General features: G+C 65.8%; 19 protein-coding genes, 8 tRNA genes and 1 pseudogene. 13 read left to right on the top strand and 15 right to left on the bottom strand.

The annotated features are described in order from the left end of the window. Window positions 1-5: 5 nt before the first annotated feature. Window positions 6-641, bottom strand: a complete 636-nt coding sequence (locus tag BMZ17_RS03440; RefSeq protein ID WP_093135774.1) for a class I SAM-dependent methyltransferase — start codon at window positions 639-641, stop codon at window positions 6-8. A 46-nt stretch (window positions 642-687) separates the two neighbouring features. Here BMZ17_RS03440 and gloB point away from each other — a divergent pair, with 46 nt between their 5' ends. The 3 genes from gloB (at window position 688) to BMZ17_RS03425 (ending at window position 3,558) form a co-directional block, all read left to right on the top strand. Then, entirely contained in the window at window positions 688-1,464 is a 777-nt protein-coding gene (gene gloB, locus BMZ17_RS03435) for a hydroxyacylglutathione hydrolase (protein WP_093135770.1), read from the top strand. Continuing rightward, on the top strand, window positions 1,461-2,696 hold the full coding sequence (locus BMZ17_RS03430; protein WP_093135766.1) for a lytic transglycosylase domain-containing protein: 1,236 nt from the start codon (window positions 1,461-1,463) through the stop codon (window positions 2,694-2,696). Before gloB ends, BMZ17_RS03430 begins: the two co-directional genes overlap by 4 nt. Window positions 2,697-2,766: 70 nt before the next feature. Further along, a complete protein-coding gene (locus tag BMZ17_RS03425; RefSeq protein ID WP_093135762.1) occupies window positions 2,767-3,558 on the top strand; it encodes an enoyl-ACP reductase FabI in 792 nt (263 codons plus the stop codon). Between the two features lie 72 nt (window positions 3,559-3,630). On the opposite strand, the gene BMZ17_RS03420 is transcribed toward BMZ17_RS03425, so the two are convergent. The 9 genes from BMZ17_RS03420 to tig form a co-directional block, all read right to left on the bottom strand. Then, complete coding sequence (locus tag BMZ17_RS03420; protein ID WP_093135758.1) at window positions 3,631-5,601, bottom strand: SurA N-terminal domain-containing protein; 1,971 nt, start codon at window positions 5,599-5,601, stop codon at window positions 3,631-3,633. A gap of 141 nt (window positions 5,602-5,742) precedes the next feature. Further along, window positions 5,743-5,819, bottom strand: a tRNA-Asp gene (locus BMZ17_RS03415). 80 nt (window positions 5,820-5,899) lie between these two features. Beyond that, window positions 5,900-5,976, bottom strand: a tRNA-Asp gene (locus tag BMZ17_RS03410). Window positions 5,977-6,001: 25 nt separating this feature from the next. Further along, window positions 6,002-6,076 (bottom strand) — tRNA-Val (locus BMZ17_RS03405). 16 nt (window positions 6,077-6,092) lie between these two features. Further along, window positions 6,093-6,365 carry an HU family DNA-binding protein gene (locus tag BMZ17_RS03400; protein ID WP_093135753.1) on the bottom strand — a complete coding sequence of 91 codons (273 nt, stop codon included), beginning with the start codon at window positions 6,363-6,365 and terminating at the stop codon, window positions 6,093-6,095. Between the two features lie 209 nt (window positions 6,366-6,574). Continuing rightward, a complete protein-coding gene (gene lon / locus BMZ17_RS03395; protein WP_093135749.1) occupies window positions 6,575-9,019 on the bottom strand; it encodes an endopeptidase La in 2,445 nt (814 codons plus the stop codon). Window positions 9,020-9,160: 141 nt separating this feature from the next. Then, entirely contained in the window at window positions 9,161-10,447 is a 1,287-nt protein-coding gene (gene clpX, locus BMZ17_RS03390; RefSeq protein WP_093135744.1) for an ATP-dependent Clp protease ATP-binding subunit ClpX, read from the bottom strand. 241 nt (window positions 10,448-10,688) lie between these two features. Next, window positions 10,689-11,315: an ATP-dependent Clp endopeptidase proteolytic subunit ClpP gene (gene clpP, locus BMZ17_RS03385; protein WP_093135739.1), complete on the bottom strand. Its 627-nt coding sequence runs from the start codon at window positions 11,313-11,315 to the stop codon at window positions 10,689-10,691. A 121-nt stretch (window positions 11,316-11,436) separates the two neighbouring features. Continuing rightward, window positions 11,437-12,729: a trigger factor gene (gene tig / locus BMZ17_RS03380; RefSeq protein WP_093135734.1), complete on the bottom strand. Its 1,293-nt coding sequence runs from the start codon at window positions 12,727-12,729 to the stop codon at window positions 11,437-11,439. A 252-nt stretch (window positions 12,730-12,981) separates the two neighbouring features. Between tig and BMZ17_RS03375 the strand changes: the two genes are divergently transcribed. From BMZ17_RS03375 to BMZ17_RS03360, 4 genes are all read left to right on the top strand, one after another. After that, window positions 12,982-13,058: transfer RNA gene (locus BMZ17_RS03375), tRNA-Pro, on the top strand. A gap of 49 nt (window positions 13,059-13,107) precedes the next feature. After that, window positions 13,108-13,184, top strand: a tRNA-Arg gene (locus tag BMZ17_RS03370). Between the two features lie 42 nt (window positions 13,185-13,226). After that, window positions 13,227-13,303, top strand: a tRNA-His gene (locus BMZ17_RS03365). Window positions 13,304-13,376: 73 nt separating this feature from the next. Then, window positions 13,377-13,452 (top strand) — tRNA-Lys (locus BMZ17_RS03360). An 86-nt stretch (window positions 13,453-13,538) separates the two neighbouring features. On the opposite strand, the gene BMZ17_RS03355 is transcribed toward BMZ17_RS03360, so the two are convergent. Together BMZ17_RS03355 and BMZ17_RS03350 are read right to left on the bottom strand one after the other, a co-directional pair. Next, the gene (locus tag BMZ17_RS03355) at window positions 13,539-14,117 is read right to left on the bottom strand and encodes a DUF922 domain-containing protein (RefSeq protein WP_093135729.1); all 579 of its coding nucleotides are present in this window, start codon (window positions 14,115-14,117) and stop codon (window positions 13,539-13,541) included. 110 nt (window positions 14,118-14,227) lie between these two features. Next, window positions 14,228-14,560, bottom strand: coding sequence for a hypothetical protein (locus BMZ17_RS03350; RefSeq protein WP_139202783.1), 333 nt, complete (start codon window positions 14,558-14,560; stop codon window positions 14,228-14,230). Window positions 14,561-14,712: 152 nt separating this feature from the next. Between BMZ17_RS03350 and BMZ17_RS03345 the strand changes: the two genes are divergently transcribed. Continuing rightward, a tRNA-Leu gene (locus tag BMZ17_RS03345) sits at window positions 14,713-14,798 on the top strand. Window positions 14,799-14,841: 43 nt separating this feature from the next. Further along, window positions 14,842-15,615, top strand: a pseudogene (locus BMZ17_RS03340) (Bax inhibitor-1/YccA family protein). Between the two features lie 86 nt (window positions 15,616-15,701). Here BMZ17_RS03340 and BMZ17_RS03335 read toward each other — a convergent pair. From BMZ17_RS03335 to grxC, 3 genes are all read right to left on the bottom strand, one after another. After that, complete coding sequence (locus BMZ17_RS03335) at window positions 15,702-16,709, bottom strand: isocitrate dehydrogenase (protein WP_093135718.1); 1,008 nt, start codon at window positions 16,707-16,709, stop codon at window positions 15,702-15,704. 239 nt (window positions 16,710-16,948) lie between these two features. Beyond that, window positions 16,949-17,344: a carboxymuconolactone decarboxylase family protein gene (locus BMZ17_RS03330; protein ID WP_093135713.1), complete on the bottom strand. Its 396-nt coding sequence runs from the start codon at window positions 17,342-17,344 to the stop codon at window positions 16,949-16,951. Further along, window positions 17,341-17,646 carry a glutaredoxin 3 gene (gene grxC, locus BMZ17_RS03325; protein ID WP_093138016.1) on the bottom strand — a complete coding sequence of 102 codons (306 nt, stop codon included), beginning with the start codon at window positions 17,644-17,646 and terminating at the stop codon, window positions 17,341-17,343. The genes BMZ17_RS03330 and grxC overlap by 4 nt, the downstream gene beginning before the upstream one ends. 131 nt (window positions 17,647-17,777) lie before the next feature. Between grxC and BMZ17_RS03320 the strand changes: the two genes are divergently transcribed. From BMZ17_RS03320 to ppk1, 4 genes are all read left to right on the top strand, one after another. After that, entirely contained in the window at window positions 17,778-19,421 is a 1,644-nt protein-coding gene (locus BMZ17_RS03320; RefSeq protein ID WP_093135709.1) for a M48 family metalloprotease, read from the top strand. An 89-nt stretch (window positions 19,422-19,510) separates the two neighbouring features. After that, window positions 19,511-20,200, top strand: a complete 690-nt coding sequence (gene phoB, locus BMZ17_RS03315) for a phosphate regulon transcriptional regulator PhoB (RefSeq protein ID WP_093135705.1) — start codon at window positions 19,511-19,513, stop codon at window positions 20,198-20,200. 149 nt (window positions 20,201-20,349) lie between these two features. Next, window positions 20,350-21,684 (top strand): phosphate regulon sensor histidine kinase PhoR, encoded by a 1,335-nt coding sequence (gene phoR / locus BMZ17_RS03310; RefSeq protein WP_093135701.1) that lies wholly within the window; start codon window positions 20,350-20,352, stop codon window positions 21,682-21,684. After that, window positions 21,681-23,762 (top strand): polyphosphate kinase 1, encoded by a 2,082-nt coding sequence (gene ppk1 / locus BMZ17_RS03305; protein WP_093135697.1) that lies wholly within the window; start codon window positions 21,681-21,683, stop codon window positions 23,760-23,762. The genes phoR and ppk1 overlap by 4 nt, the downstream gene beginning before the upstream one ends. Window positions 23,763-23,824: the final 62 nt, after the last annotated feature.

The following is a 23,824-nucleotide window of genomic DNA, read 5'->3' as shown; positions in this document are numbered from 1 at the left end:
GTGCGTCATGCAGGCACCGCCCCGCCCTGCCAGCGGGTCGGGCGTGCGGGGGTGAGGATGAGGTCGGCGCCGCGCTTGTCGGCCTGCAGCAGGCACACCGCGCGCATCAGCTCGGGCGAACGGGTGCCGTTGCGCCAGGCCGGGCCGAGCCACTGCGGCGTGTGCGCGCTGCAGTCCAGGCCGCTGGCCTGCAGGTAACGGCGCCAGCGCCCGGGGCCACGGATCGACAGCCCGGTGCGGCGCCAGCGCAGCCGGTACGGGCTGACCGGGTTGAGGGTGAACAGCCATAGCCGGCCGCCCGGTTCCAGCACGCGCGCGCATTCGTCCAACAGCGCACGGGCGCCGTTTTCCGGCACGTGCTGCAGGACCACCGCGCTGAAGCTGTCCGAGGCCAGCGGCAGCGCCGCGCCACAGCGCAGCGGGCCGTCGAAGCCGATGCCGCTGGCCCGCAGCGACAGCCCGGCCGGCACCACCGACACCCCGGCCGTGCTGCCTGGATGCAGCCAAAGCGTCGGCGTGGCGGCCTTGGCGGCCAGGATCGGCGCGATGGCCTGCTGCTCGGCCGCCAGCAGGCGCTGGCCGTCGGGCGTACCGAACCACGCCAGTGGCTCGGGTTGACGGTGGGAGGCAGCGGCAGGCATGGTCGGGGATTGTAGAGGACGCCCCCGCGTCTGCCGACCGAGCCCCATGCCAAGTCTTTCCGCGCTGACCGCCTTCGACGACAACTACATCTGGGTACTGACCAGCGACGAAGGAGGCGCGGTGATCGTGGATCCGGGCGATGCCGCCCCGGTCCTGGCCGCCGCGCAGCAGGGCTTGAAGCCCGCCGCAGTGCTGCTGACCCATCATCACGACGACCACATCGGCGGTGTCGCTGGCCTGCTCGAAAAGTGGCCGGACCTGCCGGTGATCGCCGCCGACGATGAACGCATCACCACCGCGACCCACAAGGTGGCCGATGGCGAAGTGTTCGAAGCGGCCGGCATGACCTTCAAGGCGATCTTCGTGCCGGGCCACACGCGCACCCATGTCGCGTTCCATCGGCAGGCGCCGGGCGGCGAGCTGTTTTCAGGCGACACCTTGTTCAGCCTGGGCTGCGGACGCCTGTTCGAAGGCACGCCGGCGCAGATGCTGGCCTCGCTGGAGACGCTGGCCGCCCTGCCCGACGACACCCCGATCTGCTGCGGCCACGAGTACACCCAGTCCAACGCGGCCTTCGCGCTGGCGGTGGAACCCGGCAACGCAGCCTTGCAAGCGCGTGCCGCAGAGGTGCGCACGCTGCGCGCCGGCGGCCACTCGACCCTGCCGGTCAGCCTGGCGACCGAGCGGGCAACCAACCCGTTCCTGCGCGTGGACGTACCCGAAGTCGCCCAGTCGGTGGATACCTGGCTGCAGGCCACTGCAGCCGATCGGATCGACACCTTTGCCGGCCTGCGCCGGTGGAAGGACGGCTTCCGCGCATGAGGCGCCTGCGCCGGGCCCTGTGCCTGCTGGCGTTGGCCGGCAGCACGCCCACCGCGTGGGCGCAGGCCGAGGTCGCCGGCGCCATCGCGCCCACGCCCGATGCGCCGCAAAGTACCGACGACAGCACTGCGGCATCGCCCAACGGGCTGCTCGCGCCGGTCTTGCCGCCGGACATGCTCGATGGCGCGCTGATCTACCGGCAGTTCCGCGACGGCCTGGCCGATCCCGACTGCCAGCCGCAATCGACCGACGCCAAGTGGCAGCGCCACTTCAGCCACGCGCCCGAGCGCCTGGCCGATCGCGAGGACGACATCCTGCCGCTGTTCGGCTACGTGGTCGGCGTGATGCGCGATGCCGACCTGCCGACCGAGTTCGCCCTGATCCCATTCGTCGAAAGCGGCTACCACCCTGGCGTCAGCAGCAGCGCCGGCCCGGCCGGGCTGTGGCAGTTCGTCTCGCTGACCGCGCGCAACCACGGCGTGCGCATGCGCCGCGGCTACGACGGCCGCCTGTCGCCTGTGGATTCCACCCAGGCGGCGGTGCGCTACCTCAAGACCTTGCACGGCATGTTCGGCGGCGACTGGCGCCTGGCGGTGATGGCCTACAACGCGGGCGAGAACCGCGTGCTGCAGGCGATGCAGCGCGCAGGCGTCAGCGCCGGCAACGCACACCCGACGCAGCTGCGCGGCCTGTCCAAGACCACGACCGCCTACGTGGAAAAACTCCACGCCTTGGCCTGCAGCCTGGAACAGGCCGGCGATCAGCCGTCCTGGCTCACCGCCCTGCAACGTCCGGTGCCGCGCCTGCAGCCGCTGGAACTGCCGTCGGACTTCGGCAGCCTTTCGGCCTGGGCGCAGCGCGAAGGCCACGATGCCGACCAGCTCGCCGGCCTCAATCCCGCGCTCTCGCGCATGCGCAGCGCACCGGCTGGCGGATCGCTGTGGGTGCTGGCGCCCGCGCCCAACGGCGCATCGCCGAGGATTTCCGCTTCGGACCTGATCGGTGGGCAGGACGACGGCCCCAACAACGGCGATGCCGACGCGCCCTTCCTTACCCGGCGCGCGGCCGACGACACCGATGCTTCACACAAAGTGGTGCGTGGCGACACGCTCTCCACCATCGCGCGGCGCTATGGCGTGCGCACCCAGCAATTACTGAAATGGAACAAGCTCAAGGCGCGCGCGATCATCAAACCCGGCATGGTCTTGATCGTGTCCGATCCATCGCGCTGAGACGGCGTGGCCACCCGCATCTGAAGGCGGATGGCACACTAGGGACCGTGTGTTCCTGCGAGTAGGTGCAATGGGTTTCCTGCAAGGCAAGCGCGTGCTGATCACCGGCATCGCCTCGGATCGGTCCATCGCCTGGGGCATCGCAGAAGCGATGTACCGCGAAGGCGCGGAGCTGGCATTCACTTATCAGAACGACAAGTTCAAGCCGCGCGTGGAGCAGGCCGCGGCGCGCTTCGCCAGCCAGATCGTGCTGCCGCTGGACGTGGCCGACGATGCGCAGATCAGCGCCTGCTTCGACGCGCTGGCCGAGCATTGGGATGGGCTGGATGTCCTGGTCCACGCGATTGCCTATGCCCAGCGCGAAGCCATCGCCGGCGAGTTCCTCGACGGGCTCACGCGCGAGAACTTCATCCAGGCCCACGACATCTCCGCTTATTCGCTGGCCGCGCTGTCCCAGGCCGCGCGACCGCTGATGCAGGACCAGCACGGCGCCATCCTCACGCTCAGCTATCTCGGCGCCACGCGCGCCCTGCGCAACTACAACGTAATGGGCGTGGCCAAGGCCAGCCTGGAAGCCACGGTGCGCTACCTGGCGCTCAACCTCGGCCCGGAAGGCACGCGCGTCAACGCGATCTCCGCCGGCCCGATCAAGACCCCGGCCGCCTCGGGCATTGCCGGCTTCCGCAAGACCTTGAGCTATGTCGAGGAACACGCGCCCCTGCGGCGCAATGTCTCGATCGAAGACGTCGGCAACACCGCGGCCTTCCTCTGCTCGGACCTGGCCGCCGGCATTACCGGCGAAGTCACCTACGTTGATGCCGGCTACAACATCCTTGGGATGAGTGGCATCGACGGCGATTGATCCGCGGCTGGCATGCGCACAAAGAAAAACCGCGCCGTTGAGGCGCGGTTTTTTGTTTCGCGAGGTGCGGGCTTACAGCCGGTCTTCGTGCACTTCGATCTTGAACTGCTTGCGCGTGGCGGTGACGAAATCCTGCACGTCGGCGCCGGCGTAGAGCTGGGTGATCTGCTGGAGCAGCTGGTCACGCTGCGCGTCCTGCATCTTGCTGGCGTCGCCCGGATTGACCTTGTCGATCGTGAAGACCACAAAGCTGCCGTTTTCCAGCTTCACCTTGCCGGCCGAGACCTTGCCTTCTGCCGGCGCAGGCGCGGCGAACAGCGCCTCGTTGCCCTTCTGCGAGGGAATCGGCGCGCCGCGCGGCATCGCCGGAATCTGGCCCGACTGGAACTTCTCCGCATCGGCGATCGCCTTGAGCGCCTCGCCCTTGTTGACGCGTGCCAGCACAGCATCGGCCTGCGCAGCGGCCGCCTTGCTGGCACGGTCGGCACGCACCGCGGCGATGACCTGTTCCTTGACCTTGTCCAGCGGCTGATCGGCAGCCGGGCTGTGATCGGTCACGCGCACGACCAGGCTGTGCGTGTCGTCGACCTTGATCAACTGGCTGGCGGTGCGATCGGCGATCTGCTGTTCGTCGAACACATTGCGCAGCACCGCGGCGTTGGACAGCAGGCCTGGCGCATCGGCGGCCGAGAACGGACCGGCCTTCTGCACTTGCAGGCCCGCAGCCTGCGCGCCGGCGTTGAGCGAATCGGGATTATCCAGCGTCGCGCTGACCAGTTTGCCGGCGATATCGTTGTAATGGCGGGTCGCCGCTTCCTTGTTGGCCTCGGTGGCCAGCTGGTCGCGCACTTCCTCGAACGGCTTGCCGGCTTCGCCCTTGACCTGCGCCAGCTTGATCACGTGATAGCCGAACTCGGTCTTGATCGGGCCGACCACATCGCCCGGCTTGGCGATGGCGAACAGCGCTTCTTCGAACGGCGCCACCATCATGCCGCGGCTCACCCAGCCCAGGTCACCGCCGTTTTCGGCCGAACCCGGATCCTGCGAATTGGCCTTGGCCAGTGCAGCGAAGTCGGCACCCGGCGCCTTGGCTTCGGCCGCCAGCTTGGTCGCCTTGTCCTCGGCCGCCTTCTGCGTGGCCGCATCGGCACCGGCCGGCACGGCGATCAGGATGTGCGAGGCCATGCGCTGCTCGCTGGAGAAGCGCGTCTTGTCCGCGTCGTAGCGCTTGCGCAGTTCGGCTTCGTCTACCGCCGGTGCGGGCGGCAGCTTGTCGGCGTCGACTTCGACGAACTCCACGCTCACCTGCTCGGGCTTGCGGAAAGAAGTGCGATGCGCGTCGTACCACTGCTTGGCCTGGTCATCGCTGACCGGCGCGGTGTCCGGCGCGGCGGGCGGCAGCGAAGCCAGCGTCACGTCGCGCGTTTCGCCCAGCATCGCGAACACCTGGTCCATCTGCTTGTCGGTGACGAAGCCCGACTGCGCCAGCGCCTGCGGCACCAGCGAGATCGTCATGTCGTCGCGCGCCTGCTGCTGGTAGGTCGTCGGCGTGAGGCCCTGCTGCGCCAGCAGCGCGGCATAGGTGGCGCTGTCGAACTTGCCGCTCACCTGGAAATTCGGATCGGCTGCAATCGCCTCGCGCAGCGCGGCATCGCTGATCGCCACACCGTTGCGCTTGGCGGACAGCTCCACCACCTTGCGATCAACCAGGCCGTCGAGAATCTTGCGCTTGTTGTCGACCGAATCGAACTCGCGCGCATCGAAGGCTTCGCCCTGCTGCGCCTGCTGACGCTGACGCTCGTTGCGCAGCGCCATCTGGAAATCCTGCACGCTGACATCGGCATGCTGCCAGGCCATCGACACCGGCCACCATGCCGGTGCGGACGACCACCACGACGGCGGCGCCTTGACCGTGGCCACGGCCGTATCCGGACCGCTGCCCATGTATTCGTTCACGCCGACGAAGGCGAACGGAATGATCAGCAAGCCCATCACCACGGTGGCGATCCAGCCTGAGGTCTTTTCGCGAAGTGTCTGCAGCATCGTGTCGTTACGTCTGGTGAGGCAAGCCGCGCAGTTTAGCGTGGTTCCACGCGCAGTTCGACGCCGCGGCCTGCGTATCGGTCATAACGGTCAGCCAAAAGAAAACGCCCGCCGGGATTACCGACGGGCGTTTTTTGTAACTGGCGGAGTGGACGGGACTCGAACCCGCGACCTCCGGCGTGACAGGCCAGCATTCTAACCAACTGAACTACCACTCCGCGCTTTGAAGCTTGGAGACAACACCCAGTTGTCACCCTGGGAAAACAAAGCCCCCAATCGCTCGGGGGCTTTTTGTAACTGGCGGAGTGGACGGGACTCGAACCCGCGACCTCCGGCGTGACAGGCCAGCATTCTAACCAACTGAACTACCACTCCGCACTTGAAATCTTGCTCTGGTGCTTGGTGGGTGCTGAGGGTTTCGAACCCCCGACCCTCTCCGTGTAAAGGAGACGCTCTACCGCTGAGCTAAGCACCCTGGCGAGCTGAGCGGATTAGTTTACCGCGTCCTTCAGAGCCTTACCAGCCTTGAATGCAGGATTTTTCGAAGCGGCGATTTCGATGTTCTCGCCGGTCTTCGGATTGCGGCCCGTACGGGCAGCGCGACCACGGACCTGGAAGGTGCCGAAGCCAACGATGGTGACCGAGTCGCCGCCCTTCAGGGCTTCGGTGATGCTGGCGACGACGGCGTCGACGGCGCGGGTGGAATCGGCCTTGCTCAGTTCGCAACGACCGGCAACGGCCTCGATCAATTCGGCTTTGTTCATTGATTACTCCATGTGCGGTAGGGAACCGCTGAATGAGTGACCGGCCCGGGGCTTGCGCCGCAGCGGGCCGGCTGGATCCCTGTCCGGAGGCCTTGGGCAGGCCCCCGCGGGGTGCGGCTTTTATACCAGCGACACCCCGGTATCGCAACCAAAAAACCCAATAACGGCGCGGGTTTCAGCGCGTTTTAGGGTACATGAACCGCATCAAGTCAATGCTTGACATCGGGTTGCGTGGTGGGCTTGGCGCCCTTGGGAACAGCTACTTTCTTGCCACCGTCGTTGCCACCGACAGGGCCGACCGGACGCTCCAGCGCCAGGTCGAGCACTTCGTCGATCCACTTCACCGGCACGATCTTCATGCCCTTGGTGACGGCTTCGGGGATGTCGGCCAGATCCTTGCGGTTCTCTTCGGGAATGATCACGGTGGTGATGCCACCGCGCATCGCGGCGAGCAGCTTTTCCTTCAGGCCGCCGATCGCCGAGACGCGACCACGCAGGGTGATCTCGCCGGTCATGGCCACTTCGGCCTTGACCGGGTTGCGCGTAAGCGTCGACACCAGCGCGGTGACCATCGCAATGCCGGCGCTTGGACCATCCTTCGGCGTGGCGCCATCGGGCACGTGCAGATGCACGTCCTGCTTCTGCAGGAAGTCGGTATCGATGCCCAGACTTTCGGCGCGCGCACGCACCACCGACAACGCAGCCGATGCGGATTCCTTCATCACGTCGCCGAGCTGGCCGGTCAGCGTCATGCCGCCCTTACCCGGCACCAGCTGGACTTCGATCTGCAGCAGGTCGCCGCCGACCTCGGTCCACGCAAGGCCCGTCACCAAACCGATCTCGTTGGCTTCCTCGGCGCGGCCGTAATCGAAGCGACGCACGCCCTGGTACTTCTCCAGATTCTTCTCGCTGACGGTGATGCGCGCCGCGCCCTTCTTGGTCTTCTTCTTTTCCGGCTGCGGGCCGGCCAGCGCGATTTCCTTGACCACCTTGCGGCAGATCTTGGCGATCTCACGCTCCAGGTTGCGCACGCCCGATTCGCGCGTGTAATAGCGCACGATGTCGCGCACCGCGCTTTCCTCGATCTTCAGCTCATCGGCCTTCAGGCCGTTGGCCTTGAGCTGCTTGGGCACCAGGTAACGCTGGGCGATGTTGAGCTTCTCTTCCTCGGTATAGCCGGGGATGCGGATCACTTCCATGCGGTCCAGCAGCGGACCGGGAATGTTGAGCGAGTTGGACGTCGCCACGAACATCACGTCCGACAGGTCCAGGTCCACTTCCAGGTAGTGATCGTTGAAGGTGTGGTTTTGCTCGGGGTCGAGCACTTCCAGCAGCGCCGAGGACGGATCGCCACGGAAGTCCATCGACATCTTGTCGATCTCGTCCAGCACGAACAGCGGGTTCTTGGTCCCGGTCTTGTTGAGGTTCTGCACGATGCGGCCCGGCATCGAACCGACATAAGTGCGGCGATGGCCACGGATCTCGGCCTCGTCGCGCACGCCGCCCAGCGCCATGCGCACGAACTTGCGATTGGTCGCCTTGGCGATCGACTGGCCGAGCGAGGTCTTGCCCACGCCGGGCGGACCAACCAGGCACAGGATCGGGCCCTTCATCTGCTTCACGCGCGACTGCACCGCCAGGTATTCAAGGATGCGTTCCTTGACCTTCTCCAGACCGTAGTGATCGGCGTCCAGGGTTTCCTGCGCGACCTTCAGATCCTTGCGGACCTTGCTGCGCTTCTTCCACGGCACGCCCAGGATCCAGTCCAGGTAGTTGCGCACCACGGCGGCTTCGGCCGACATCGGCGACATCTGCTTGAGCTTGTTGAGCTCGCTGCGCGCCTTGGTCTCCACCGGCTTGGGCATGCCCGCCTCGGCGATCTTGCGGGCCAGGTCTTCCAGCTCGTTGGGCGCGTCGTCCAGCTCGCCTAACTCCTTCTGGATCGCCTTCATCTGCTCGTTGAGGTAGTACTCGCGCTGGCTCTTTTCCATCTGCGACTTCACGCGGCCGCGGATGCGCTTTTCCAGCTGCTGCACATCGATCTCGCCATCGACGAAACCGACCAGCAGCTCCAGGCGCTCGCCCACGGCGATGGTCTCCAGCAGCTTCTGCTTGTCGCTCAGGCGCACACCCAGGTGCGCGGCGATGGTGTCGGCCAGGCGACCCGGCTCATCGATGCCGGCCAGCGTCTGCAGCAGCTCCGGCGGCAGCTTGCGATTGGTCTTGACGTACTGCTCGAACAGGCTCATCAGCGAGCGGGCCACGGCCTCGATCTCGCGCGACTCGGCGGCTTCGTCGACGTCGATCTCCTCGCCCTGGCCATACAGCGCGTTGTCGCGATCGACGATGTCGGTGACGTTGACGCGCGACACGCCTTCGACCAGCACCTTGATGGTGCCGTCGGGCAGCTTCAGCAGCTGCAGCACCTGGGCCAGCGTGCCGATCTGATACAGGTCTGCGGCGCCCGGGTCATCGGTCTCGGCCGACTTCTGCGCGACCAGCAGGATGCGCTTGTCGGCAGCCATCGCCTGTTCGAGCGCGTGCATGGATTTGTCGCGACCGACGAACAGCGGGATGACCATGTGCGGGAACACCACCACGTCGCGCAACGGCAGGACGGGCAGGTCCAGGATCTGGGGTTCGGAACGGGCCATGGGGGCTCCAGAAAGAGGTCAGGGGGCAATCGGCGACAACGAAAACCGGTACCGCAAATATGCCAATGGCCCCGTTATGGGGCCATTGTTGAAGCGTTGCAAGCGGGAATCTGAACCCCCTGCCCGATCAGGAACTTAGCCTTATTCGGCCGAGGCGACCTTGGGCGGTGCGGGCGGGTTCTGGTAGATCAGGTAGGGCTCGGATTTGTGCTCGATCACCGATTCGTCCACGACCACCTTGCCGACGTTTTCCAGCGACGGCAGGTCGTACATGGTGTCCAGCAGTACCGACTCGACAATGGTGCGCAGGCCACGGGCGCCGGTCTTGCGCTTGAGCGCCTTCTTGGCGATGGCCGACAGCGCGTCGGGACGGAACTCCAGTTCCACGCCTTCCATGTCGAACAGGCGCTTGAACTGCTTGGTGATGGCGTTCTTGGGCTCGGTCAGGATCTTGATCAGCGCCGGCTCGTCCAGCTCTTCCAGCGTGGCCACGACCGGCAGACGGCCGACGAACTCGGGGATCAGGCCGAACTTGATCAGGTCCTCCGGCTCGACTTCCGACAGCACCTTGCCCACTTCCGGCTTCTTCTCCGAGGACTTCACCTTGGCGCCGAAGCCGATGCCGCTGGCTTCGGTCGAACGCGCCTGGATGATCTTGTCCAGGCCGGCGAACGCGCCGCCGCAGATGAACAGGATGTTCTTGGTGTCCACCTGCAGGAATTCCTGCTGCGGGTGCTTGCGGCCGCCCTGCGGCGGGACGCTGGCCACGGTGCCTTCGATCAGCTTCAGCAGCGCCTGCTGCACGCCTTCGCCGGACACGTCGCGGGTGATCGACGGGTTCTCGCTCTTGCGCGAGATCTTGTCGATTTCGTCGATATAGACGATGCCCTGCTGTGCCTTGTCGACGTCGTAGTCGCACTTCTGCAGCAGCTTCTGGATGATGTTTTCCACGTCCTCGCCCACGTAACCGGCTTCGGTCAGCGTGGTGGCATCGGCAATGGTGAACGGCACGTTGAGCAGGCGCGCCAGCGTCTCGGCCAGCAGCGTCTTGCCCGAACCGGTCGGGCCGGCCAGCAGGATGTTGGACTTGGCCAGTTCGACCTCGTCGCTCTTCTGGCGGCTCTCGATGCGCTTGTAATGGTTGTAGACGGCCACGGCGAGCGTGCGCTTGGCGCGCTGCTGGCCGATCACGTACTGGTCGAGCACTTCGAGGATTTCGCGCGGCTTGGGCAGCGAGCTGCGGGCCGACTGGGCCTTTTCCTCAAGCTCCTCGCGGATGATGTCGTTGCACAGCTCCACGCATTCATCGCAGATGAACACGCTCGGGCCCGCGATCAGCTTGCGGACCTCGTGCTGGCTTTTGCCGCAGAACGAGCAGTACAGGATCTTGTTGCTGTCGCCGGAACGGCCTTGGCGGTCTTCGCTCATGCTTGTTTTACCCACTCACTGCGGCCCCCGCGGGGGCATTCGAATTCGAGAATAGCACCGGTTCGGCGCCGGTGGCGCCCGGTGTTCCCAGCCATGGAAGCTGCTTGCGGAACGCAGAAATCCGCATGCAATTCCCGGGCCGAAGAGGAAAAGCCGGCCTGCCAGCGCCGGAAACACCGCGCGCCGGCACGTTGCCGGCCGGCGCGCAGGTACCCGGTCAGGGCGCGGGAAGCAACCCTGTTCAGGCGGACTGGATCAGCTCGTCCGGGCGACGCTCCAGGACCTCATCGACCAGGCCATAGGCCTTGGCGTCGTAGGCACTCTTGAAGTTGTCGCGCTCGGTGTCGCGGGCCACGGTCTCCAGCGACTGGCCGGTGTGCTTGGCCATGATCTCGTTGAGCTTGTGGCGCAGGGTCAGGATTTCACGGGCATGGATGTCGATGTCCGTGGCCTGGCCCTGGAAGCCGCCCAGCGGCTGGTGGATCATCACGCGCGAGTTGGGCAGCGCATAGCGTTTGCCGGCGGCACCGGCAGTCAGCAGCAGCGCGCCCATGCTGGCGGCCTGGCCCAGGCAGATCGTGCTCACGTCCGGCTTGATGTACTGCATGGTGTCGTAGATGGCCATGCCGGCCGTCACCACGCCGCCGGGCGAGTTGATGTAGAGGCTGATGTCCTTCTCGGGGTTTTCCGCTTCGAGGAACAGCATCTGCGCCACGATGACGTTGGCCACATGGTCGTCCACGCCGCCCACCAGGAAGATCACCCGCTCCTTCAACAGGCGCGAATAGATGTCGTAGGCGCGTTCGCCGCGGCTGGTCTGCTCGACCACCATCGGCACGAGATTCAAGGCCTTGGTCAGGTTATCCATGGGGTGAGGCACCTTTCATTGTTGGATCTGCACCGAAGTGCGTGGAATGGCTCCGATCCCGCCTCATTGAACCGGCCCGGCCCTCCTTGCGGGGCCGGACCTTCGGCGAAACCAGGCGCCGTTACTGCCGGATGGCGTCCTGGAACGACAGTGCCTGCTCGGTGTGCTGGGCGCGCTCGGCGATCCAGTCGATCACCTGCTCTTCCATCACGCGGGACTGCAGCCCGGACATCATCTGGGGATCGTTGCGGTACAACTCAATGACCTGCTCGGGCTCTTCGTAGGTCGAGGCGATCAGGCGCATGGTTTCCTGCACGCGCTTGGGGTCCAGGCGCAGGTCGTTGCGGCGGGCGACTTCGCCGACCAGCAGGCCGACCAGCACGCGCTTGCGCGCCGCGTCCATGAACCCTTCGTGCGCGCCTTCCGGCGGCTGCACGTTCTGGCCCTGGCGGCGGGCCTGCTCGACCTGCTGGCCCAGCATGGCGCGGGCTTCGTTTTCGACCAGGCGCTCGGGCATCTCGACCGAGGCGTAGGCGGCGATCAGCTGCTCGCCCACTTCGCGACGCAGGCGGTTGGCCAGCGCGCCCTTGAGCTCGCGCTCCAGGTTGGTGCGGATGTCGGCGCGGAACTGGGTCTCGTCGCCGGCCTTGACGCCGAAGCTCTTGATGAACTCCTTGTCCACCGGCGGCAGCACCGATTCGGAGACGTCGGTGACCTTCAGGTGCACCTGGACGCTCTTGCCGGCCAGCTGCGGCACGCGCCAGGCGGCCGGGAAGTTGACCGTGATTTCCTTTTCGTCGCCCTTGGCCATGCCGACCAGGGCCTGCTCGATGTCGGCGAACATCACGCCCGAACCGATCAGGGTGGCACCGGTCTCGACGCCTTCGGTGGGCAGGCGCTCGTCACCGGCCTGCGACCAGGTTTCCAGGGCCACGCGATCGCCTTCGGCGGCGGCGCGCTCGACCGGCTGGAAGGTGCGGCGCTGCAGACGCAGGTTTTCGATCATCTGGTCGATATCGGCGTCGGTCACTTCCGAGGTGTGGCGGATGACGCTGAGCTTGGCCACGTCGATGTCGCCGAAGTCCGGCACCACTTCAAAGGTGGCGACCCACTCCAGCTCGCCCTCGCCCGCCGGCTCCAGGCGCGGGTTGCCGGCCAGCTGCAGCGACTGATCGCGCACGGCCGAATCAAAGGTCTCGCGCAGCAGGCCATCGAGGGCTTCGGCGCGGACCTGCTTGCCGAAACGCTGCTCGATCACCTTCGGCGGCACCTTGCCCGGGCGGAAACCCTTGATGCGCACGGTGCGGCTGAGCTCGCGCAGGCGGCCACCGATATGGGTGTCCAGGCGCTCGGCCGGCAGAGTGAAACTCATGCGGCGCCCAAGGCTGCCGGTCGATTCGACGGAAACGGTCATGTCACTGGCTCCTGCAACCGTAGCTTCGAAGGCCACGGGTCATCGTTGAGAAAGGGATTGGCTTGCGTGCGGAGTGCCCAATGAGCACTTTCACCCTTGCCGAACGCGCTAGTTTCGCTGATCAAACGCGGTTTGACCACTGAAGCTACGGTTTTCGTTGACAGGTGCGCTTTCGATCCAGACAATACGCGTCCTTTCCGGCGACCCGTCGCTGGCAAGGACCGGCAAGTTGCCGGCCCGCTTGAGTGTTTCCGGGGTATAGCGCAGCCTGGTAGCGCGCCTGCTTTGGGAGCAGGATGTCGAGAGTTCGAATCCCTCTACCCCGACCATCCAAGCCAGTGGGCCATGCAAAACAAGTCCGGGTGCAATTCCAGCCGGGCGCCCGTAGCTCAACTGGATAGAGCACCGGCCTTCTAAGCCGGCGGTTACAGGTTCGATTCCTGTCGGGCGCGCCATTCCATCGGCGACTGGACAGGCGTGGTAATGCGGTACATGTGGTGGCTGTAGCTCAGTTGGTTAGAGTACTGGATTGTGATTCCAGATGTCGGGGGTTCGAGTCCCCTCAGCCACCCCACTTCCGCAGGATTTCTCCCCGCAAGGGTGTTGCAGATCCGAATTCATCGCGTATACTGCGCGACCAGTTTTCGGGGCCGTTAGCTCAGTTGGTAGAGCAGTTGACTCTTAATCAATAGGTCCAAGGTTCGAATCCTTGACGGCCCACCAATAAGAAGAAAGAAGCACTTGGACGCACATCCAGGTGCTTTTTTCTTTGTGCGTTTATCGCTCCGCAATGCAATGCGAATCCGGGCTCAAAGCACTGCACCCTGCGTGCGCCCGTGCTGCGTCGATCGATCGTAATCGGCGTGCGCTCGCTTCAATGCATCCATCGCCTCATCGCGCAGCGACTTTGCGCGCGCCTCCAGCGCAGGACAACTTGGCGCGGACAGCCCCTCCACCTGCGTCCCCAGGCGATCAGCAGCCTGGCGGGCAATGCTGATATGCCCGTCTTCGTGCGTCTGCAGCGCAGACAGGTAGCGATCCCAGGTGGTCGCCAGCGCGGACGGTGCCTTCCATCGCTCCCGCCAGACAGGCGTCGTCAGCAACACCTGCAGCAGGACGCGGACATCGGCGACACCACAGCTCCCGGCCTGCTCGCGAAAGCGATAGGTGTAGCCCAGGCCAGTCGTCGCCGTGCCGTTGTAGAACTGACCCGCATCGTCGGTAACACCCTTGGCATCCAGGTCAGCGCGCAACTGCTCGATCGTGCCGCCCGTGACCGTGTATTGACGGTCGTTGCGCTCGATCTGAAGTTCGTGACCCAGGCCAGCCGGGACATACACCAGCACCATGCCGACCGCGACGCCGAGAAAACACTGCAGAACCCGCATGAAGGCAACCCGCAACGAGAATGACTCGGCACCTTATCCGACAGATGCCCGACGAGGTCCAGCGTAGATCCGCGAGTGTTTCCCTGCGGCCCGTCCCAACAAACTGCTCCTCAAACCGGCCGCAGCGACCTGTTGCGGGTTTCGCGCAGCAGCTGCGCCCACACCCGCCCGAACAGCACGCGGTGCTGGATGGCGATCTTGTCACTCTCGGCGACGGCGGCCGAGTCCAGGTACAGCGCCAGCGCCGTATCGGCAGTCAGCAGCGGCCAACGCAGGAACAATGCGTAGATCACCTGGATGCGCGGCCAGTAGGTATGTTCGAAATCATCCCCGGCCCGGCAGCACGGAAAGTCCCGATAGGCGTCGCGCCATGTCATCTCGGCGCGCGCGATCAGGCACTCAGCCACCATCGCCTCTGACGACGCAGATCCTTGCACGTTCATGCCTGCCTCCAAAGCCTGGGCCCACGCTCGCACAGTCACAGCATGCGCACTGTGTTCGACTGGCCGCCGCGCCCGCAGTTCCGCAGGGATGCACAATTTCGCAATGGACAGGCGCCGCGGGCCCGGCCCGCAGGTAGAATGCGCGCGACCTTGCGAAAGTGGCGGAATTGGTAGACGCACTGGATTTAGGTTCCAGCGGGTAACCCCCGTGGGGGTTCGAGTCCCCCCTTTCGCACCAAATCAACGATCCATGGATGGATGGCAGCCCAGGAGGCGCAATGATCCGTAGCGGCAACCCGGCTCTGAAAGAGTCCACGTTCCTCGACCTGGGCACCGGCGCGGTCGTCACCCGCGACGGCGGCGCGATGACCTTGAACGGCACGGTCAACAAGACCGGCTTCCTCCTGCTGCTCAGCCTGATCACCGCGGCGTTCGCGTGGAGCCAGTCCACCGTCACCCTGCCCAACGGCACGCTGGCGCCGTCGGCCGGCGTGATCGGCTACATGCTGGGCGGCGCAATCGGCGGCCTGATCCTGGCGCTGGTGACCGCCTTCAAAAAGGAATGGTCGCCAGTCACCGCGCCGCTGTACGCGCTGGTGGAAGGCTTCTTCCTGGGCTCGATTTCGGCGATGTACGAGCTGAAATTCCACGGTATCGTGTTCTAGGCCGTGCTGCTGACCTTCGGCACGCTGTTCGCGCTGCTGATGGCCTACCGCAGCGGCCTGATCAAGGCGACCGAGAACTTCAAGCTGGGCGTGTTCGCCGCCACCGGCGGCATCGCGCTGGTGTATCTGGTCACGATGGTCATGCAGCTGTTCGGCATGAATGTGTCCTACATCCACGGCTCGGGCGTGATCGGCATCGGCTTCAGCCTGTTCGTGGTGGTGATCGCCCCGCTGAACCTGGTCCTGGATTTCGACTTCATCGAGTCGGGCGTCGAACAGGGCGCGCCGAAATACATGGAGTGGTACGGCGCGTTCGGCCTGATGGTCACGCTGGTGTGGCTGTACGTCGAGTTCCTGCGCCTGCTGTCCAAGCTGCAGTCGCGCAACTGATCCACCACCTCCCGCCTCGCGCGGGAGCGGATATAAGAAAGGCGCCTTGCGGCGCCTTTCCTGTTTTCAGCTGATGCTTGCCTCGATCAGACGCGCGAGGCGATCGCCTTGGCAAAGCCCATCGTGTTGCCGGTGCCGCCCAGGTCCGGGGTGACCGAATCCTTGGCTTCCAGCGTGGCCACGATGGCCTTGCGCAGACGCGTGGCGTTCTCGGGCTGGCCGATGTGGTCGAGCATCTGCGCGGCGGCGAGCAGCAGCGCACACGGATTGGCCTTGCCCTGCCCGGCGATGTCCGGCGCCGAGCCGTGGACGGCCTCGAAGATCGCCGCTTCGGTGCCGATGTTCGCACCCGGGGCCAGGCCCAGGCCGCCGACCAGACCGGCACACAGGTCGGAGAGGATGTCGCCGAACAGGTTGGTGGTCACGATGATGTCGAACTGCTCCGGGCGCATCACCAGCTGCATGCAGGCGTTGTCCACGATCATCTCGTTGCACTCGATGTCCGGGTACTGCGCGGCCACTTCGCGGCCGACTTTGAGGAACAGGCCCGAGGTCGACTTGATGATGTTGGCCTTGTGGACCAGGGTGACCTTCTTGCGGCCGGTGGCGCGGGCCAGGTCGAAGGCGTAGCGCACGATGCGCTCGGAGCCCTTGCGGGTCACGCGGGTCATCGACACGGCGGTCTCGCCGTCGGCCGACACTTCCTGGCCTTCGCTCAGGTAGGCGCCTTCGGTATTCTCACGGACCGTGATCAGGTCGACGCCGCTGCCGAAGCGCGACTTGGTATTCGGGAAAGAGATCGCCGGACGCACGTTGGCGTACAGGTCGAAGTGGCGACGCATGGTCACGTTGATCGAGGTGAAGCCCTCTCCGACCGGCGTGGTCAGCGGGCTCTTCAGGGCGATCTTGTTCTTCTTGATCGATTCCAGGGTCTGCGCCGGCAGCAGCTCGCCGTGCTTTTCCAGCGCGACCAGGCCCGCGTCGGCGTCTTCGAAGGACAGGCCGGTCTTGAGGGCGTCCAGGACGAACAGCGTCGCGTCCATGATTTCCGGGCCGATGCCGTCGCCGCGGATGACCGTAATCGTTTGCGTCATGAGAGTTTCCGAACGTGAGGGCGCCACGCCGCGATGGCGGGCGCGAAGGAGATGTCGTGCGGCCAGTATGCCCGAACCGACGAGATCCCCCCAAATGACCTCAGCGACCAGAAAACGCTAAAAGCCGCGAAATCCAGTGAAAAATCAGGATTCCGCAGCCTTTTTGTTATCAAAATAAAGTACGCGCATTCAGGTATGTATTGCGAATGCATACCTGGCGCCCGGCCGATCTGCGCGGATCAGCCGTGGTCATGGGCCGCCGGAGCGGCTGCGCCGCCTTCCAGCTGATCCAGGAAATCCACCGCCCGGCGCAGGTGCGGGATCACGATCGAGCCGCCGACCACCAGGCCGACCGAAAAGGTCTCGAAGAACTCCTCGCGGGTCACGCCGACCTCCTTGCACTGGGCCACGTGGTAGCTGATGCAGTCGTCGCAGCGCAGCACCATCGAGGCAACCAGGCCCAGCAGTTCCTTGGTTTTCACGTCCAATGCGCCGGCCTGGTAGGTCTGCGTATCCAGTGCGAAGAAACGGCGCACGACCTGGTTGGGCTCGCCCAGGATCCGCTGGTTCATGCGCTGGCGGAATTCGGTGAAGGCCGCGACGCGGTCCTGCTCGGTTTCGCCGGCCTGGCTCATGCCGCGCCCCCGGCCAGCAGCGGTTCCAGCCCGCCGGCACGATGCAGGGCCATCATGTCGTCGTAGCCGCCGACGTGGGTCTCGCCGATGAAGATCTGCGGCACGCTGGTGCGGCGGGTCTTGGCCATCATCTTTTCGCGCTCGACCGGGTCGGTATCGATGCGCACTTCGGTCCAGGTCTGGCCCTTGGACTTGAGGAAGTTCTTGGCGGCCACGCAGTACGGGCACACCGCGGTGGAATAGATGGTGATCTCGGGGGCGCTCATGGGGAATTCTCCGCACGGTGAATGGTCTGAATGCATCATGGTGGCATGAGTGCCCCAAACCAGGCCTTAGGCATGCAACGCTGCGGATTAACCACGGATTCACCCGAACGGCGCCGGTGCCGGCCATCCTGCGCCGCGATGCACCCTGCCCCGGATGGAAGCCCTGCGTGCGCCTGACCCTACTGTCCGCCGCCTTGACCCTGCTGGTCGCCGCGCCCTTGGCCCGCGCCCAGGTCGATCGCCTGCCCGATATCGGTTCGTCGGCCGGCGAACTGCTCACGCCCGCGCGCCAGCAGATGTATGGCGCGATGACCCTGCGCGAGCTGCGCAACTACGGCTATCTGCTGGACGATCCACTGGTGGACGACTGGCTGGACAAGGTCGGCGAACGCCTGGCCGCCAACAGCGACCGGCCGAGCCAGCCGTTTACTTTCTTCATGCTGCGCGACCGCCAGATCAACGCTTTCGCCACGCTGGGCGGCTATATCGCGGTCAACTCTGGTCTGGTGCTGACCGCCGAGCGCGAGGATGAAGTGGCCGCGGTGCTGTCTCACGAGATCGCGCACGTCACCCAGCAGCACGTGTTGCGCGGAGTTGAGCGCGCCCAGCGCGACCAGATGCCGATCCTGCTCGGCATCCTGGGCGCGATCGTGGCGGCGCAGGCGGCCGGCGGCAGTTCCAGCGGCGATGCGACCCAGGCCGCGCTGGTCAGCGGCCTGGGGCTGATGCAGCAGCGCCAGATCGACTACACCCGCGCCAACGAGAGCGAAGCCGACCGGATCGGCATTTACACCCTGCAGCGCGCCGGCTACGACCCGGATGCGATGGCGGACTTCTTCAACCGCATGGACCAGGTGATGCGCGCCAACCGCGGCGGCGAACGCGAGCGCACGCCCGATTACCTGCAGACCCATCCGGTGACCACCTCGCGCATCAGCGAGGCGCACGACCGCGCCGAGCGGCTCAAGCGCGAGAAGAACGTCATCACCACCGTGACCACGCCCGGCGGCAAGGTCACCGAATCCAGCCCGCGCGAAGGCAACTACGCCGCCGGCGTACGCAGCACCAATCCGCTGCTGCCGTTCGCGGTGACGCTACCGGCCTCGGGCCTGGATAGCGGTGCGACCGGCTTGTTTCCGTGGGCGCGCGAACGCCTGCGCGTGCTCAGCGCCAACACGCCCGGCGAAGCTATCCGCGAGTACGAAAGCATCCGCCGCAGCACCGGAGAGATCACCGCGCCGCAGCGCTACGGCCTGGCCCTGGCCCAGCTGCGCAACAACCAGCCCGCCGCGGCCGCCACCGCCTTCGCCCAGCTGGTGCAGGAGCTGCCGGCCAATCCGTGGCTGGGCATCGCCCTGGCCGAAGCCCAGTCCAAGATCGGCGACATGGCCGATGCCAAGGCCCGCTTCCGCGACCTGCTCAAGACCACGCCCAACAGCCGGCCGATTGCGCTGAGCTACGCCCAGGTGCTCAACGGCCAGGGCGACAAATCCGGCGGCGAGCAAGCCCGCGCGGTGCTGCAGCCGTTATTGGATGCCAGCAGCGACGACCCGGTGTTCCAGGCCACCTTCGCCCGCGCCTGCGAGCTGGCTGGCGACACCATCAAGGCCGGCGAAGCCTACGCCCAGACCGCTTATCTGAACGGGCGGCCGGAACAGGCCCTGACCCAGCTCCAGAACCTGAAAAAGCGCGAGAACCTCGATTACTACGCCCGTGCCCGGGTCGAGGCACGGATCACCGCGATCACCCCGGAAGTGCTGGAACTGCGCGATGCCGGGGTGCGCGACCCGGACGTGGACGGCAATCGCTGAGGCGCTGGGCGCGCCTTTCGGCGAGTGTCACAATCAAGTCACAAAATTGTCGTCTACTGTCGCCGTTCCCATCTTCCGGCGCAAAACCCGTGCAGAAACGCATCCTCATCGTCGATGACGAGCCCGCCATTCGTGACATGGTTGCCTTCGCCCTGCGCAAGGGTGAATTCGAGCCGGTCCATGCCGGCGACGCGCGCGAGGCCCAGGGCGCCATCGCCGACAAGGTGCCCGACCTGATCCTGCTGGACTGGATGCTGCCCGGCACCAGCGGCCTGGAGCTGGCCCGCCGCTGGCGCAAGGACGCCCTGACCCGCGAAGTGCCGATCATCATGCTCACCGCCCGCGGCGAAGAGAACGACCGCGTCGGCGGCCTGGAAGCGGGCGTCGACGATTACGTGGTCAAGCCCTTTTCCTCGCGCGAACTGCTGGCCCGCATCCGCGCGGTCATGCGCCGCACCCGTGAAGACGAAGAAGACGGCAGCATCTCGCTGGGTGCGCTGCGCATCGACGGTGCTGCGCATCGCGTGTTCGCCGAAGACGCACCGGTGCCGATCGGCCCGACCGAATACCGCCTGCTGCATTTCTTCATGACCCACCCCGAGCGCGTCTACAGCCGCACCCAGCTGCTGGACCACGTATGGGGCGGCAGCGTGTACGTGGAAGAGCGCACGGTGGACGTGCATATCCGCCGCTTGCGCAAGACGCTGGAGCCGCACAACGTGGACAACATGGTCCAGACCGTGCGCGGCTCGGGTTACCGGTTCTCGGTGTCGACCTGAGCGTCATCAACCCCTCGCACCGCCTGCACGCGCTTCCGTCCCGCAGCACGCATGTCATGCGCGCGTCGCGGGACGGTCGTTTTTCCGCCGCCTGCCTGCCACGGCCCACGCCGTACGCTGGCCGGCAACAGCTCTGACACAATCGCCTCATGCCCAAGCACCTGCGCTCGGCCTGGAACCGCACCCTGTTCCGCCTCGCCACCCTGCTCGTCATCGCCGCGGTGGGCGGCTGGCTGGCAGGTGCGTTCTGGGAAGTGCTGGCGATCGGCTCGCTATGCGTAGTGGTGTGGCAATTCTGGCGCCTGCGCGCGGTCCTGCGCCGCCTGACCGCACGCGAGCGCCTGCAGCCGGCCGATGGCGACGGCGTCTGGAACGAGCTGGACCGCCTGCTGCATCGCGGCCAGATGGACATGCGCACCCGCAAGCGCCGGCTGCTGGCGATGCTGCGCGCCTATCGCGCCGCTGCGGCCGCCCTGCCCGACGCGGTGGTGGTGATCGATCGCAACACCCAGCGCGCGCAATGGTTCAACAAGGCCGCGACCTCGCTGCTGGGCCTGCGCCATCCGATCGACCTCAATGCGCCGGTGGGCGAACGCTTGCAGCCGCTGCCGATGTCGCACTGGCTCAGCGCCGGACGCAATGCCGAGCCGATGCTCGATGCGGTCTCGCCGATCAACCCGGACCTGCGCCTCAACCTGCGCCTGATTCCGTACTCGGACCAGTACTGGCTGCTGGTCGCGCGCGACGTGAGCAAGCTGCTGCGGCTGGAAGAGATGCGCCGCGATTTCGTCGCCAATGTCTCGCACGAACTGCGCACGCCGCTGACCGTGGTCCACGGCTACCTGGACATGCTGGACGCGGACGAATTCCCGGAGTGGAAGCCGATCCTGGACGAGATGCAGAAGCAGTCCGCGCGCATGACCCAGCTAGTCGAAGACCTGCTGACGCTCTCGCGTCTGGAGGTGCAGGACAGCCTCACCGACGAATCCATCGCGATGGGCTCGATGCTGGCCACGCTGCGCCGCGAGGCCGAAGCATTGAGCCGCCAGCGCCAGACCATCGTGATCGAGGACTGCGGCGACATCGACCTGTGGGGCTCCAACAAGGAGCTGCACAGCGCGTTCTCGAATCTGGTCAGCAACGCGGTGCGCTACACACCGGTTGGCGGCACGATCACCGTGAGCTTCGTGCGCGAAGGCGACGGCGCCATGCTCAGCGTGCGCGACACCGGCTACGGCATCCCTGCTGCCCATTTGCCGCGCATCACCGAGCGCTTCTATCGCGTCTCCACCAGCCGCTCGCGCGAGAGCGGTGGCACCGGGCTTGGCCTGTCCATCGTCAAGCACGTGCTCAACCTGCATCAGGCCCGACTTGAGATCGAAAGCGCCGTCGGCCACGGCAGCACCTTCTCGATCCACTTCGGCCCCGCGCGCGTCCATCCGCGCGAATCCGCCCTTCCGTATCCGCAGAGCCAGATCGCATGAACGCCGCCATTGACCTGACCCCCGACGCCGTCGATCCGTTGCGTGACAGCGGGCTGTACTTCAACCGCGAACTCTCGCAGCTGGATTTCAACTTCCGCGTGCTGGCCCAGGCGCAGGACCCGTCGGTGCCGCTACTGGAGCGCCTGCGCTTCCTGTGCATCAGCTGCACCAACCTCGACGAATTCTTCGAGATCCGCACCGCCACCGTGCGCCACGCGCAGGATTTCGGCCTGCCGCCCAGTCCCGATGGCATGACGCCTTCGCAGGTGCTCAACCGCATCCACGACCGCGCCGCCGAGCTGGTCGATGCGCAATACAAATGCTGGAACCAGGTGCTGCGCCCGGCGATGGATGCCGCCGGTGTCCGCGTGCTCAGCCAGACAGTGTGGAACGCGCGCCAGAAGCGCTGGCTGCGCGCCTACTTCCGCAACGAGATCATGCCGGTGCTCTCGCCGCTGGGCCTGGATCCGTCGCATCCGTTCCCCAAGATCCTCAACAAGTCGCTCAACATCGTGGTGGTGCTGAAGGGCAAGGATGCGTTCGGTCGCGCCGGCCACATGGCGATCGTGCGCGCGCCGCGTTCGCTGTCACGCATCATCCACCTGCCCCAGCGCGTGTCCGGCGGCGAGAACGACTTCGTGCTGCTGTCCAGCGTGCTGTCGGCCTTCGTCGATGATCTGTTCCCGGGCATGGAGGTCAAGGGCGCCTACCAGTTCCGCGTGACCCGCAACTCTGAGCTGGTGGTGGACGAGGAAGAAGTGGAAAACCTCGCCCTGGCGTTGCGCGACGAGCTGGCCGGCCGCGGCTATCGCCCGGCGGTGCGCCTGGAGATCGCGCAGGACTGTCCCAAGCCGATCGTTACCACGCTGCTGGAAAATTTCGACCTGCCCGACAATGCGGTGTATCGCATCGATGGCGCGGTCAACCTCAACCGCGTCAGCCAGGTCTATGACCTGGTCCAGCGCCCGGAGCTGAAGTACCCGCCGTTCACCCCGCGCGCCCTGCGCGATGGCGACACGATGTTCGAGACGGTGGCCGATGGCGACGTGCTGCTCAGCCATCCCTTCGACGCCTTCACCCCGGTGCTGGAACTGCTCAAGCAGGCCGCGACCGACCCCAACGTGCTGGCGATCAAGCAGACGCTGTACCGCACCGGCAAGGACTCGGCGATCGTCGATGCGCTGGTGCTGGCCGCGCGCAACGGCAAGGACGTCACCGTGGTGGTCGAACTGCGCGCGCGCTTCGACGAAGAAGCCAACCTGGGCCAGGCCGACCGCCTGCAGGCGGCCGGCGTGCAGGTGGTGTACGGCGTGGTGGGCTTCAAGACCCACGCCAAGATGCTGCTGATCGTGCGCCGCGAGGGCAAGAAGCTGCGCCGCTACGTGCACCTGGGCACCGGCAACTACCACGCCGGCACCGCCCGCGTGTACACCGACCTGGGCCTGATCACCGCCAACCAGGACATCGGCAACGACGTGCACCTGCTGTTCCAGCAGCTCTCCGGCCTAGCCCCGACCACCAAGCTCAAGTGCCTGCTGCAGTCGCCCTTCACCCTGCACCCGGGCGTGATCAAGAAGATCGAGCGCGAAGCGCGCTTCGCCCGTGCCGGCCGTCCGGCGCGGATCATCATCAAGGTCAACGCCATCAATGAGGCGCGCGTGATCCGGGCGCTGTACGCGGCCTCGCAGGATGGCGTGCAGATCGACCTGATCGTGCGCGGCGCCTGCACCGTGCGCCCGGGCGTGCCCGGCGTGTCGGAGAACATCCGCGTGCGCTCGATCGTCGGCCGCTTCCTGGAGCACAGCCGCGTGTACTGGTTCGGCAACGACGGCGACCCGGAGCTGTATTGCGCCAGCGCCGACTGGCTGGAGCGCAACCTGCTGCATCGCGTGGAAACCTGTTTCCCAGTGCTGGACGAAAAGCTGGCCGCCCGCGTGTTCCGCGACCACCTGCAGAACTACCTGGACGACAACGTCAATGCCTGGGAGCTGGATGCCGAAGGCGTGTACCACAAGCTCTCGCCCGGCCCGGAAGAGGCCGCGCATTCGGCCCAGGGCACACTGCTGGCCAAGGTCTGAGCTTGCCCACGCCTGGGTGCCGATGGCTGACATTCACTGAATGCGCCATCGGCTAACATTGC

The sequence above is a fragment of the Pseudoxanthomonas sp. GM95 genome (assembly GCF_900109775.1).
In the GTDB taxonomy this organism is placed as follows: Bacteria; Pseudomonadota; Gammaproteobacteria; order Xanthomonadales; family Xanthomonadaceae; genus Pseudoxanthomonas_A.
This window is presented reverse-complemented; position numbering and strand designations above follow the sequence as displayed.